Genomic DNA, 13999 nt, shown 5'->3' on the forward strand with positions numbered 1-13999 from the left:
CCTGAAAAAGCCGAGGCCAACCCCATGCCGCTCGCCACCCTGATCCATCGCGCCAGTCTACCCTGCCCGCAAGTGAGCCCTGATCAGGCGGCTCAATTGCTTGAGCAACATTACGGCCTAACTGGCGCCTTGCAATCATTGGGCAGCCAGCAAGACCTCAACTACAAAGTCGACAGCCCTCGCGGCCGGTTTGTTCTGAAAATCTGCCGGGGCGACTACGACGCTGTTGAACTGCACGCCCAGCACGCCGCACTCAATAGCCTGCAGGCTGTGCGGGTGCCCAAGGTCGTCAAGGCTTTGACGGGTGAAGAGCTGTTGACCCTGACCTTCGACGGCCAGGCTCTGCATATGCGGGTTCTTGACTATATCGATGGTCAGCCGTTGACCCATCTGCCCCACTTGGGGCGTGAGGTGATCGCAGGTTTTGGTGACCTGTGTGGTCGGATGAGCCAGGCGCTGGCATCGTTCGAGCATCCGGGGCTGGACCGCACGCTGCAATGGGACCCGCGCCATGCGCTGCAATTGATCAACCACTTGCTAACGACACTTGAGAACCTGCCGCACCGCCCTGCGCTTGAACAGGTGGCCGAACAGGTTGGGAAGCGCATCCGTCCTTTGACCGAGCAACTGCCGTGGCAAGCGGTGCACATGGACATCACTGATGACAATGTGGTGTGGCAGCGTGATGCACAGCGTCACTGGCAACTTCAGGGCGTGATCGACTTCGGCGACCTGGTGCACACCTGGCGCATTGCCGACTTGTCGGTAACCTGCGCCGCACTGCTGCACCATGCCGAGGGCGATCCATTTGCCATCTTGCCGGCGATCCAGGCCTGTCACGCGGTGACCCCATTGCAGCCTACAGAATTGCAGGCGTTGTGGCCGCTGGTCGTCGCCCGTGCGGCGGTGTTGGTATTGAGCAGCGAGCAGCAGCAACGCCTGGATCCGGATAACAGCTACCTGCTGAAAAACGCCGAGCATGAGTGGGAAATTTTCCATGTGGCCACCTCAGTTCCTTTTGAATTGATGGAGGCGGCGATTCTGTGTTGTGTCGGGCAGGCGCCGACGCCGATCGCCAGTCAAGGCTTTGCGCCGTTGCTGCCGGGGTTGGTCGGACGTGAATTCGCATTGATCGACCTGGGCGTGCTCAGCCCGCATTTCGAGGCCGGAAACTGGGAGCAACCCGGCATCGATCAGCGAATGCTGCTGGATGCGGCGGCAGTGCATGGGCTGGCGGCAAGTCGATATGGGCAATACCGTTTGTCGCGCACCCGCCCCGACAGCGCCAAGGAGCCAGAGACCTTCCCCTTGCATGTGGAACTGTGCGTTCCGTTGGGCACATCCGTCGAAGCCCCATTTGCAGGTGTTTTGCGAGCGGGTGCCAACGGCGAACTGCAGGTGCACAACAGCGAAGCAAACGTGCGGCTTTGGGGCATGAAAGCGTTGTTGCAGCCTGGGGCCACAGTGCTCAAGGGCCAGGTGATCGGTGAGGTTGAAGGCCCACTGACTGTGCAATTGTGCTGTTCCGAGCTGCCGGCGCCGCTGTTCTGCACGCCGTCCCGTGCACAGGCATGGCAAGCGCTGTGCCCATCACCGGCGACGCTCCTGGGATTGGCCTGCGATGCCGAGCCCGAACTGGACCCCGAAGCCCTGCTGGCGCGTCGCGATGCCAGCTTCGCCCGTTCGCAGAAGCATTATTACGTTGACCCGCCGCGCATTGAACGTGGCTGGCGCAATCACCTGATCGACATGCAGGGCCGCTCCTACCTGGACATGCTCAATAACGTCGCCGTGCTGGGCCATGGCCATCCGCGCATGGCGGCGGTGGCAGCGCGACAGTGGTCGCTGCTCAACACCAACTCACGCTTTCACTACGCGGCGATTGCTGACTTTTCCGAGCGCTTGCTGGCGTTGGCACCGCAGGGCATGGACCGCGTATTCCTGGTCAACAGCGGAACCGAGGCCAACGACTTGGCTATTCGCCTGGCCTGGGCCTACAGCGGCGGACGCGACATGCTCAGCGTGCTGGAGGCGTACCACGGTTGGTCGGTGGCAGCGGACGCGGTGTCCACCTCGACTGCCGACAACCCCCAGGCATTGAGCAGCCGCCCGGACTGGGTGCACCCGGTGACTGCACCCAATACCTATCGCGGCGTGTTTCGTGGGCAGGACAGTGCGTCTGATTACGTACGAAGCGTGGAACACAACCTGGCGAAAATTGCCGAGAGCAAACGCCAACTGGCGGGCTTTATCTGCGAGCCGGTGTATGGCAATGCTGGCGGGATTTCGTTACCGCCGGGGTATTTGCAGCAGGTGTACGCGCTTGTCCGCGCCAGGGGCGGTGTGTGCATCGCTGACGAAGTACAAGTGGGCTACGGCCGCATGGGGCATTTCTTCTGGGGCTTTGAAGAGCAGGGCGTGGTGCCCGATATCATCACCATGGCCAAGGGCATGGGCAACGGCCAGCCGTTGGGCGCGGTGATCACCCGGCGTGAAATAGCCGAGGCCTTGGAAGCTGAGGGGTATTTCTTTTCGTCTTCGGGCGGCAGCCCGGTCAGTTGCCGGATCGGCATGGCGGTGCTGGATGTGATGGAGGAAGAAAAACTGTGGGAAAACGCCCAAGTGGTTGGCGGGCATTTCAAAGCGCGCCTGGAAGAGTTGATCGATCGTCACCCGCTGGTAGGCGCCGTCCACGGTTCCGGTTTTTACCTTGGCCTGGAATTGGTGCGAGACCGGCAAACCCTGGAACCTGCCACCCAAGAGACTGCCCTGCTGTGTAACCGGCTGCGGGAACTGGGGATCTTCATGCAGCCCACGGGTGATTATTTGAATATCCTCAAGATCAAGCCGCCGATGGTCACGAGCAAACGCAGCGTGGATTTTTTTGTCGACATGCTGTCGAAGGTGCTGGATGAACGCTTGTAATTAACCGATTGTTATCGGCTATTTTCTGTCATATTTATCCTCTATCATATTTTTATGCTTTTAAAGCCGATTTTTATCCGTTATAAAGTCGGCCTTTACCCCCATTCGGAGTCCTGATCGCCATGACCACCCTGCACAGCACCCCCCGCGCCGATGGCTTCCACATGCCGGCCGAATGGGCGCCACAGACTCAGACCTGGATGATCTGGCCCGAGCGCCCGGACAACTGGCGCCTGGGGGGCAAGCCAGCGCAGGCCGCACACGTAGTGGTGGCCAAGGCTATCGCACGTTTTGAACCGGTGACCGTGGCGGTATCCGCCGGCCAGTACGAAAACGCCCGTGCGCGGCTGGATGTGCCGAATATCCGCGTGGTGGAAATGTCCAGCGACGACGCCTGGGTACGTGACACTGGGCCGACTTTCGTCATCAATAACAGCGGCGAAGTGCGCGGTGTGAACTGGGACTTCAACGCCTGGGGCGGCTTTGACGGCGGCCTGTATTCGCCGTGGAACCGTGATTCGCAGGTTGGCGGCAAGATCCTTGAGATCGAACGCGCCCCACGCTATCGCACCGAAGGCTTCGTGCTGGAAGGCGGTTCGATCCATGTCGACGGCGAAGGCACCCTGATCACCACCGAAGAATGCCTGCTCAACCGCAATCGCAACCCGCACCTCGACCGTGCCGAGATTGAGGCGGTGCTGAGCGCCAACCTGGCGGTGGATAAGATCATCTGGTTGCCGGATGGCCTGTTCAACGACGAAACCGACGGCCATGTGGATAACTTCTGCTGCTACGTGCGTCCGGGTGAAGTGCTGCTGGCCTGGACCGATGATCCGCAAGACCCGAACTACGCGCGCTGCCATGCCGCCATGGACGTGCTGCAAAGCAGCACTGACGCCCAGGGGCGCTCGTTTACCGTGCATAAAATGCCTATTCCTGGGCCGCTGTTTGCCACCGAGGAAGAATGCGCTGGCGTCGACCCGGTTGACGGTACACAGGAACGCAATCCCACCGTGCGGTTGGCGGGTTCCTACGTCAACTTCCTGATCGTGAACGGTGGCATCATCGCGCCGAGCTTCGACGACCCGCTGGACAGCCAGGCCAAGGCCATCCTGCAGGACCTGTTCCCGCAGCATGAAGTGGTCATGGTGCCGGGGCGCGAACTGTTACTGGGCGGTGGCAATATTCACTGCCTGACCCAACAACAGCCAGCGCCGCACAAAAATTGAGTGCAGTTGTAACAGCGCCATGACGACAAACCGGCGCTGTTCGGTTCAGGCGTCCACAACAAGCCCGCGACCCAGACAGGTCGCGGGCTTTTTTGTGGCCAAAGGCCCATGAACACGAGACATTGGCATAGCTCTTGTATCGGCGTTGTCACAGTGGCCCAAGGCGATGACTGCGCAGTTCTGTCATAAACCTTGAGTAAGTTAGCCGCTCACGCAGTAGGAGAGAGCGCTGAAATGAATGCCGATATCAACCCGATGTACACGCGCACGTCGCACCCCTTGCGGGTCAGCGGCGACGCGATTCCCGCGCTGGCGCTCTGGTTGAAGGAAAACGGCTCGCGACAGATCAGGCAGCGCCCTGACTTACGCAGCGTGATGAGTGAGCGCTACCCGGCGGGGTTGTTCAGTGAGGATGAAGTGCACGCGTTGTGCGACTTGTTGAAGAACTAAAGAATACGAGATCAAAAGTGTGGGAGCGGCGGTGCGACGACTCGACTTGCTCCCACATTTGAATCGTGTGCAGTTCTAGAAGTTGTAGGTACCGGTCACCACCACGCTGCGCGGTTCTCCCGGCTGAATCTGCGCAACACTGGTCGCCGAAGCGTAGTAGTTTTTATCCGCGATATTGTTCAGCGCCGCCCTCACGTCCCATTCCTTCTGACGGAACCCGGCCAGCGCATCCCAACGACCATAACCCGGCAATACCACGGTGTTGAGGCTGTCAGCATAGCGGTCGCCCACCAGCGTCAGGCCGGTTTCCGCATACCAGCCCATCTCCGGCTTCCAGGTGATGAACAGGCTGGCATTGCGCTTGGCTACATCGCTGACGCGCTTGCCTTCAAAACCGTTATTGTCCTTCTCGACCTTGGCATCCTGCAGGCCAACGCCTGCGCGTACATACCAGTTGCCCACGACCTTGCCGGTGGCGGTCAGCTCCACGCCACGTGAACGCTGCAAGCCGCTGAGCAGGGTGATGGTGCGGTCCAGCGGGTCGCTGGTGCGGCGGTTATAGAGTTCAAGTTCGTACACCGCCAGAGTGGTACTCAGGCGATCGCCAAGCCAGTCGCTCTTGACCCCGATTTCCTTCTGTTTGGTCAGCTCGGGGCTCAGGTCGTTGACGCTGCCGGCGGCGTTTGGAGTGATGCCGATCAAGCCGCCGCCTGCTGGAGAAAACGTCTTGCTCCATGAGGCATAGAACGAATGATGTTCCAGAGGCGTCCAGACCAGGCCAAAGCGCGGGCTGGTGCTGTGGCTTTTGACGTCCTGCTGGGTGTTGAGCAGTTTGTTTTTGGTGTCCACTTCAAAACGGTCGTAACGCAGGCCGGCCAGGACTTGCCATTGATCATTCAGGCGCAGTTGGTCCTGCACATAAAGGGCGCGGCTTTCGACTTCGGTGTGGTTGTTGCTCGACGCGCTCATACGGCCGGTGTGGCTGAGGTTGCGGTTGGGTTGGTTGAGGTCCAGGGTCGGCACGGCGCGGCCACCTTGTGAGACGGCACTGGCGGTGTACAGCTTCGGATCGCGGTGCTGGCTGCCCAGTTCGAGGCCGGTAAGCAGGCGGTGTTCCAGGCCATAGGTGCTGAAGCCGCCTTCCAGTTCCACGTTATTGAAGATATTGAGGGTGGTCAGGTCTTGCTGCCATCGCTGGCGCGTCACGCGATTGGTCGCAGGCACGTAGGCGGTTTGATACGTATTGTCGAAATCACTGTCGAGCTTGAACACGCCCAGGGTCTGGCGCAGTTGCCAGTTGTCGTTGAGTTCATAAGCCAGTCTGGAGCGCAGTGACTGGGTTTTGTCGTCGATGTAATCACGGTTATCAAAATAGGTGGTACTGCGGCTTACGTCCGCCGGGCGGCCGTTGACCCCGGGGATGCCACGGTCGGGTGTGCGGTTGTAGCGGCTGTATTCGTATTGCACCAGCCAATTCAGGTCCGGCGTAAGCTGCCAGCTCATGGACGGTGCGAACAATTGGCGGCTGCCGCTGACGCCGTCGCGAAAGCTGTTGTTGTCCTGATTGCCCATGTTCAGGCGCAGGCTGATGTTATCGGTGGGGTCTGTGCTGAGGTCGGCGTAAAGACTGCGCAAATCGTTGCTGCCGCCCTGGGCTTCGATACTCGAGGTGTGACCGGCCGTTGGCAATTTGCTCACGCGGTTGACAATCCCTCCTTGACCGCCTCGCCCGTAAAGTACCGCTGCCGGACCCTTGAGCACTTCGATGCGCTCAATGTTGTGCAGGTCGCGCACGTATTGGCTGTCGTCGCGAATGCCATCCAGATAAAAGTCATTGCTCGCGTCGAAACCCCGAATGCGCAAACTGTCGAAACGCGTGTCGGCGCCGCTGCTGACGTTCGGGGTGCCGCTCAATGCCTGGCCGAGATCATTGGTGCCGTAGGAACGCAGGCTTTCGGTCTTTACGGAGTCGATGGCCTGGGGCACATAACGTACGGGTGTGGCGGTGCGGGTGGCGGTGCTGGTTTCCTTGACGCGAGGGTCGTCTTCATCAGCTTCGGCGCGGATCGACGTTTCGGGCAAGGTAGTGGCCGCACAGGCAAAACCGGCAGACAGCAGAACGGAAAACCCAAGGGTGATGGGCGTCAGGCGAGGGGCAGGCATGGAGGCATGTATCCGAAATGTCAGAGAAGAAAAACAGCGCGTTAATGGTAATGCTTTGCATTTGCGTAAGTTATCCATTCCCAAAATTATCGGGTTTGAAATATGTTACTAGATGTGTTTTCTGCATGTTTTGCTGCGGTTTTTTGTCGCTTTCAGAACGGCTGTAGGCGCTTCTTTAGAATTATTTCGCCTAAATACAGACGATTCGCGAAATTGACACATAGTTCCGGGCGCGACTAGGATTGCGCCCAACGCCTGTGGCTAACCGCCATGACTCATCCAATAAAAAAGGCCCGCGGCCTGTTAAGTCGTCCGCGGGCCTTCTTTTTTCCGGAATCAGTCGACACCAGAAAAGCGACATGGAGCCTGGTGTCACAGCGCGTACTCAACCAGGAATAAGGAATACAAGAAAATGTTGAAGCAACGGATGAGTCTGATCGCTCTGGGGATTTTGAGCGCATCGACAGCAATGGCAAACGACCAGAACCAGTCCAAGGGTTTTATCGAAGACAGCCACCTGAACATTGCCGCACGTAACGCCTACATCAGCCGTGACTACAAGAACGGCAAGCAAGACAAAGCCGAATGGGGCCAGGGCTTCATCGGCAAGCTCGAGTCCGGTTTTACCCAAGGCACCGTTGGTGTGGGTGTGGACGTGATCGGCCAATACGCCATTCGCCTGGACGGCGGTAAAGGCCGCGCCGGCGCTGGCGGTATCGACTTTTTCAAGCAGGGCAATGGCACCACCAACCCTGACGGCTCGAACAACCCGGGCTCGGCACCACACGACCTGGCCAAGGGCGGCGCTGCCGTGAAGTTTCGCGTTTCCAACACCGTGCTCAAGTACGGTGATCAGTTCCCGGCCGTGCCTGTGCTGCAGTACGACAACTCCCGTCTGTTGTCGGAAACCTACACCGGTACCTCGATCGTTTCCAAAGAGATCGCCGGTCTGCAACTGGACGCGGGTCATTTCACCAAAGAAGCCCGCAAGAGCATGGAAGGCACCGACAGCGGTCGCCTGAAAAGCATCGACTACATCGGTGGTAGCTACAAATTCACCGAAAGCCTGTCGGCCGCGCTTTACGCCTCCGACATGCAGGACGTGCTGAAGAAGCAATACGTCAACGTCAACTACGTGCTGGCCCTGCCAGAGAAGCAGTCGCTGACCTTTGACTTCAACGGCTACAAAACCAAGCTGGACAAGAGCTTCGCCCTGGAAAACCAAGGCAATGAAGACGCTCGTGACAACAAGATCTGGAGCTTGGGCGCCACGTGGGCGGTTGGACCGCACAGCTTCACCGTCGCTCACCAGCGCAGCACCGGCGACACCGGCTACCTGTACGGCGGCTACCGCAACGCTGGCGGCATCGGTGACGGTGGTAACACCATCCTGCTGGCCAACTCCTACTGGTCCGACTTCAACGGCAAGGACGAGCGTTCGTGGCAACTGGGCTACGGCATCGATTTCGCTACCTTCGGCGTACCGGGCCTGACCTACAATGTTGCCTACGTGCGCGGTACCAACATCGACGACGGTACCAATCGCGGCGACGGCACCGAGCGTGAAATCTGGAACCAGTTCAAGTATGTGGTCCAGAGCGGTCCAGCCAAAGACCTGAGCCTGCGTGCCCGTGCGTCCTGGTTGCGCGTTTCCAACAACGCCAGCAACTACAACGTAGGCGGTAACGAAATCCGTCTGTTCGCCGACTACCCGATCAACGTTTTCTGATTGATCCGACGTCGCGCCTGATTCACAGGCATAAAAAAAACCCGACTGGTTCGGGTTTTTTTTATGCCTGCTATCCCACTGACAGCTTATTACATCGAGGTACTAATGAAGTACGTCGACCCACCTTTATCCCTCCATAGCGCAAGCATAAATTGGCCTCACTGCCAGCCCATCACCCCGATGACTGGCCTCTGGAGGAATCACCATGAAAAAAGTCGTCATCATTACCGGCGCATCCCAAGGTATTGGCGCTGCCGCCGTCCAAGCCTACCGTGCCCTCGACTACCGTGTAGTTGCTACCTCGCGTTCGATCCAACCGTCCACCGATCCGGACATTCTCACTGTCGCCGGCGACATCGCCGACCCAGCCACCGCTCAGCGCGTTGTCCGCAAAACCCTGGCCACTTTCGGGCGCATCGACAGCCTGATCAACAACGCCGGTATTTTCATCGCCAAACCGTTCACGGCCTACACCCAGGAGGACTACGCCAATGTCCTCGCGGTGAACCTCAACGGCTTCTTTTACATTACCCAGCTCGCCATTGCCGAGATGGAAAAAAACAACGCCGGCCACATCGTCAGCGTCACCACCAGCCTGGCTGACCACGCCATCGATGGCGTGCCGTCGGTACTCGCCAACCTCACCAAGGGTGGGTTGAATTCAGCTACCAAATCCCTGGCGATCGAGTACGCCAAGCGTGGCATCCGAGTGAACGCGGTGAGCCCGGGGATCATCAAGACGCCGATGCACGGCGAAGAAACCCACGCGGCGCTCGGGCATTTGCATCCGGTCGGGCATATGGGCGAGGTGAGTGACATCGCCCAGGCGATCGTCTACCTGGAGCGCGCCGGGTTTGTGACTGGCGAGATTCTTCATGTAGACGGCGGGCAAAGCGCGGGTCATTGATACACACGGCCCGGCCTAACCCGGCCGGGCATTGTCCTCCCGTGGCGAGCGCCCAAAAAAGGCTTTGTAGGCGCGGCTGAACGCCGCCTCGGATTCATAGCCAATCGCAAAGCCAATTTCGCCGATGCGGCCGTCTTGTCTGGACAGCATGGTTTTCGCCAGGCTCAGCCGCCATTCGTTCTGATAGCGCAACGGCGAACGCCCGACCAATGAGCTGAATCGTTCGCAGAAATTCGAGCGCGACATCCCGGCAATTTCCGCCAGATTGTCGATGCGCCACTGCTTGCCAGGCGTTTCATGAATGGCTTTCAGCGCTCGGGCAATACGTGGGTCCGACAGCCCGCTCAACCATCCACAAGCAACGCCCTGATGCACCCAGGTGCGCAGGATGCGGATCACCACAAGATCGATGAGGCGCGAAATCATCAACGCCCCACCCGGCTGTGTGTCATGGGCTTCGAGCAGCATGAAATGCAGGATACCGTCCGACCAGGCGGCGGCGTCGGCTTGTTGGATGTGGATCAGCCGAGGCAGCGCAAACAGCATTGCCTGGAAACTGTTAGCGTCGAACCAAAACCGGCAGAGGACCACGGCTGCGGGCCCATTCACTGCCGTCATGCTGATCTCTTCAGAGCCGTGAGGCAGCAGGAGGACATCGCCCTGGCTCAGTGTTTCCGGCGGTTGATCGGCAACTTTCAGACGTAATTGGCCTTGTTGAAGTACACAAATGTGGGCGCTCCTTTCGTCAAGTTCGAGGCACTCTGCGTCCGTCACCGTGCAGGAGTAAACGCGATCACCCGTCAGACGGATTTGCGCCAGCACTTGAGACAACAGATCACCTTTGGCCAGTCCCTCCAGCTGCATTTCCGGATGAATGATCAAGTTTTCCAGGGGATTCATCATGTTGGTTCAATCACGCCTTAATTAAGCTGAGCCCCGAGATCATAGCGCGCTGATGCCATCGAGATGAGCGTTTTCAGCGTTGGCTGCTTATGCACTTCATCCAATCACATGGGAACACTGAAATGTTCGGAATCTCCGCCCTTGGCTGGCTGCACACCCTTGGCAGCTTGCCGGCCATTCCCCTGGCCGCTTACATGTTTGTCAAACACGGACGCATCGTGCCTCGTTCGAGGCCGGGGATGCTCTATCTCGTGTCGATGTTGATCGGCGGCTTCACCGTGTTTCTGGTCGCACACCAACCCGTCAGCAACATCATCGGCGTCATCACCCTTGCGCTGCTGTTAGCGGGTTATGGAGTAGGGCACTTGGCTTGGCTGGGACGGGCGCGTATTTACCTTGAAACGATCTTCCTGAGCCTGACGGCATTCTTTTTAATGGTGCCCACCGTGTCCGAGACGTTGCGTCGCGTGCCCGATGGACACCCCTTTGTCACCGACCTGCAATCGCCCCTGCTCCTTGGCGCGCAGGCGAGTATCGCGGTGGCGCTGGTTATCGGCGTGACCGCGCAAATGATCCACTTACGCAGAAAAGCACGTCTCGGAATCGCTTGCTGACACCAGGCAATGTTTGCGTTGAATATCTACGTTCAAGAGGCCGATAAAAGCCCGGCCTACAATCGCAGAACCGTTGTAAATGGCGCTGATGCACTCAGCATTTGTCTTTTTCAACCTCGGACGCATTCGACAGATCCACAGCTTGATCTGTACCTCACTTTTTGCACCAAGGCTAAACCTTCTTCTCACGGTGAATTGGACCCTAGGCGGCGTCCTTGATCCGAGCTTGTCAGGCATCTTTCCTTGAATTACGATCGTAATGTGAAATTACACCTGTAATTCAATTCCGCCTTCGCTTGAAAGCCAGGACGGTTTCGATTGATCCATTCACGTGAGGATTCGTCATGCAGAAAATATCTGAAATTCAGAAAAGTGATGATGCTGAGGGCTTAGCTGCACTCGGCGTCGCGGCCGCGGCTAAGGCCATTCGCAAAGGTGAAATTTCATCTGAGAAGTATTCAAGCGCTCTACTTCAGAGAGCTCAAGACCATTGCGACTTACAGTCCTTCATTACGATAGACAGGGAGGCTGTGCTTGAGTCCGCAAGGACCGCGGATAAAGGGCGTGCACGAGGTGTTTCGGCGCCTCTGCTCGGCGTTCCAATTGCGATCAAAGACAGCTATCTGACCCGAGGCCTGCGAACGACCCTTGGTGTATCTACGCTCGAAAAGTTTGTGCCAGAGCAAGATGCCGACATTGTGAAAACCATGAAAGACGCTGGCGGCATTGTCTTTGGCAAGAATAACCTTGTGGAAATGTCTTTCGGTTTAACCGGTAACAACGGCCCGTTTGGTCAAGTCAAGAACCCCCATAGCAAGATTCATGTATCGGGTGGTTCTTCCAGCGGAGCAGGTGCATCAGTCGCCGCACGTCTTGTGCCAGCGGCCTTGGGCGGCGATACGGTTGGTTCGATTCGAGTGCCCGCGTCACTATGCGGTGTAGTCGGTTTCAAGCCGACTACAGGTCGTTGGCCCCGTGATGGCGTAGCGCCTATCTCCCATACCCTCGACACTACAGGCCTGTTTGCCCGTAACGTAGAGGACTGCATTCTCATCGACGAGGTTATCGTCAAGGGCGAGGTGCCGGGCCAGTTTGACCAGCCTAATTTGGTAGGGGTGAAATTTGCATTTGCGCCTCGACAGTATTTTGAGCTCATAGCCCCAGACGTCGAGGCTCAATTCAAAGAAACTGTTCGGCGGCTGCGCGATGCCGGCGCTGACGTGGTTGAAGTCGATCTAGGGAATGACTTTTCCTCACTTGCACTGACATCGACCTGGAATATTTTCTTCCGAGAGACCCAAGAGGCGGTCACAGGATTCCTGCGTCAAAACAACATCCCGGCTACCTTTGACGAGATTCACTCGGGACTGAAACCTGGTCTGAAGGAAGTGTGGGGGCAACTTGTTCTTAAAAATGGACCAGGGTTTCTTCCTGCGCAGGCTTATGACGCCGCCTTGGTTGAGCGCTTAGAAATCAAGCGCCGTTTCGATCAAGCGTTTCTGAGCAGTGGGGCGGAGGGCCTGATCTTTCCAACAACCCCGTGCACAGCGCCATTGATCGACCATCAAGAACAGTTCTTCATCTCTGGTCAGGAAGTCAGTTATCTAGTGCTGGCTAATCACACCATTCCCGCGAGCGCTGCAGGTATCCCAGGCATCAGCCTTCCAATTGGCGTGTCCAAAGACGGCCTGCCTATTGGTCTTGAAATCGACGGCCAATTTGGTCGAGATCGATCCCTGCTTCATGTTGCACGTCGAGTCGAAGCGGTCGTTGGCGCGTTGACCTCACCGGTCTGATTTTCCTGCAACCGTATTCGAATGATCAGGCGTAACGGATCAAGGTAGCTGTATCTCTCTATAGGATCGGTAAAAATGGAAAATCAAACTTCCTTCACGAAAACGATTGCCGTCGAGCATGTCACGATTCAATCGAGCAACTCATTCGCCGTCGTCAAGACCAAACTTGAACAGTTGATCCCTCGGATCGACGACGGCATATTCACGCTACTACGGTATGGAGAGACCATCCGCGCTTTGAAAGAGCTTGAAGCTCTACCAGCGTTGTCCATCTTTGGATTCAGAGATCATGGCGCGTTGCTGGGAATCGCCGGGCTCCAGCGTCACGCGATTCAATACGACATTGGAAATCCACTCACGGCCTCCAAAATGTCGCGGCATCATATCTCCGCGTCTTTGTATGCTCCCATTCGCGTGCTTTTACGCGAAGACGCAAATGGAGTCGCCGCCTTCGAGTACGACCGCCCGCTCTCCGTTTTTGGCCAATTCGGCAATAACCAGGTCGACGCGGTTGCGCGTAAACTTGATGAGGACTTGCAAGCGGCACTGGTAGCCGCAGTATCGTAAACAGAACGAACGCGGAAATGGGTGTGCTGCCCGGTTCCAGGTATCCGATGATAGGTAGATTAAGATGCGCTTTGATAAAGGCCATAAAGAAAACACGCGGAAACGCATCATTGATATTGCGTCTAGGCGCTTTCGCAAAGATGGGATTTCTGCATCTGGTTTGGCCGGCATCATGGCCGAATCGGGGTTGACGAAAGGTGCCTTTTATCCACATTTTGACTCTAAGGATACTTTGGTCCGGGAAGCACTTACTCACGCATTGGCTGAGCAGCTCAGAAATTTGGATGCTGCTGCCGGATCGATTGGTATTGAAGATGCTATTCGGCGATACCTGAACACATCACACCTGAAGGGATACGAAGACGGATGTCCTTCTGCAGCTTTACTACCTGAATTAGGTCGCCAGCCATATCTGACAAGGGAAGCCTATGAGGAAGGCCTGGTTGCGTATGTTCGAAGCCTTTCAGAGTTATTCTCAAATCCGAAATCTGAAGACAATCTAAAACGAGCCATAGCGGTTTTCAGTCTTATGGCCGGCACCCTTCAGATTGCCAGAGCAGTTGCTGATCCACTGCTGGCTGAAGAAATTTTAGAGGGTGGGGTCCAAGCAGCACTGATATTGGTCGAAGCTGGATAAGCACGCACGACCATTTCACCTGTTGCCCAGCCTTGCATGCTTGAGGTCTGGTGTCACGAGCAGTCGACATGCACGGGCT

At 57.3% G+C, this 13999-nt stretch carries 11 protein-coding genes; 9 read left to right on the plus strand and 2 right to left on the minus strand.

Features of this window, described 5'->3' with window-relative positions:
• Nucleotides 1–24: 24 nt before the first annotated feature.
• From LVW35_RS01320 to LVW35_RS01330, 3 genes are all read left to right on the plus strand, one after another.
• Nucleotides 25–2925 (plus strand): aminotransferase, encoded by a 2901-nt coding sequence (locus LVW35_RS01320; protein WP_233893337.1) that lies wholly within the window; start codon nucleotides 25–27, stop codon nucleotides 2923–2925.
• A 122-nt stretch (nucleotides 2926–3047) separates the two neighbouring features.
• Complete coding sequence (aguA, locus tag LVW35_RS01325) at nucleotides 3048–4154, plus strand: agmatine deiminase (RefSeq protein WP_233893338.1); 1107 nt, start codon at nucleotides 3048–3050, stop codon at nucleotides 4152–4154.
• A gap of 234 nt (nucleotides 4155–4388) precedes the next feature.
• A complete protein-coding gene (locus tag LVW35_RS01330; protein ID WP_233893339.1) occupies nucleotides 4389–4604 on the plus strand; it encodes a hypothetical protein in 216 nt (71 codons plus the stop codon).
• Nucleotides 4605–4679: 75 nt separating this feature from the next.
• Here the strand turns inward: LVW35_RS01330 and LVW35_RS01335 are convergent, their stop codons facing one another.
• A complete protein-coding gene (locus tag LVW35_RS01335; protein WP_233893340.1) occupies nucleotides 4680–6767 on the minus strand; it encodes a TonB-dependent receptor in 2088 nt (695 codons plus the stop codon).
• A gap of 412 nt (nucleotides 6768–7179) precedes the next feature.
• Between LVW35_RS01335 and LVW35_RS01340 the strand changes: the two genes are divergently transcribed.
• Together LVW35_RS01340 and LVW35_RS01345 are read left to right on the plus strand one after the other, a co-directional pair.
• Nucleotides 7180–8496, plus strand: coding sequence for an OprD family porin (locus LVW35_RS01340; RefSeq protein WP_233893342.1), 1317 nt, complete (start codon nucleotides 7180–7182; stop codon nucleotides 8494–8496).
• Nucleotides 8497–8701: 205 nt separating this feature from the next.
• Nucleotides 8702–9403, plus strand: coding sequence for an SDR family NAD(P)-dependent oxidoreductase (locus tag LVW35_RS01345; protein ID WP_233893344.1), 702 nt, complete (start codon nucleotides 8702–8704; stop codon nucleotides 9401–9403).
• Nucleotides 9404–9418: 15 nt separating this feature from the next.
• Here the strand turns inward: LVW35_RS01345 and LVW35_RS01350 are convergent, their stop codons facing one another.
• Nucleotides 9419–10306 carry an AraC family transcriptional regulator gene (locus tag LVW35_RS01350; protein ID WP_233893346.1) on the minus strand — a complete coding sequence of 296 codons (888 nt, stop codon included), beginning with the start codon at nucleotides 10304–10306 and terminating at the stop codon, nucleotides 9419–9421.
• 122 nt (nucleotides 10307–10428) lie between these two features.
• On the opposite strand from LVW35_RS01350, the gene LVW35_RS01355 reads away from it, so the two are divergent.
• The 4 genes from LVW35_RS01355 to LVW35_RS01370 all read left to right on the plus strand — a co-directional run bounded on the left by LVW35_RS01355 (nucleotide 10429) and on the right by LVW35_RS01370 (nucleotide 13920).
• Complete coding sequence (locus LVW35_RS01355) at nucleotides 10429–10920, plus strand: hypothetical protein (protein ID WP_233893347.1); 492 nt, start codon at nucleotides 10429–10431, stop codon at nucleotides 10918–10920.
• A 344-nt stretch (nucleotides 10921–11264) separates the two neighbouring features.
• Complete coding sequence (locus LVW35_RS01360) at nucleotides 11265–12716, plus strand: amidase family protein (protein WP_233893348.1); 1452 nt, start codon at nucleotides 11265–11267, stop codon at nucleotides 12714–12716.
• Nucleotides 12717–12791: 75 nt separating this feature from the next.
• Nucleotides 12792–13283, plus strand: a complete 492-nt coding sequence (locus LVW35_RS01365) for a DUF302 domain-containing protein (RefSeq protein ID WP_233893349.1) — start codon at nucleotides 12792–12794, stop codon at nucleotides 13281–13283.
• Between the two features lie 64 nt (nucleotides 13284–13347).
• Nucleotides 13348–13920: a TetR/AcrR family transcriptional regulator gene (locus LVW35_RS01370; protein WP_233893350.1), complete on the plus strand. Its 573-nt coding sequence runs from the start codon at nucleotides 13348–13350 to the stop codon at nucleotides 13918–13920.
• Nucleotides 13921–13999: the final 79 nt, after the last annotated feature.

It is taken from the genome of Pseudomonas sp. HN11, from assembly GCF_021390155.1.
GTDB lineage: Bacteria > Pseudomonadota > Gammaproteobacteria > Pseudomonadales > Pseudomonadaceae > Aquipseudomonas.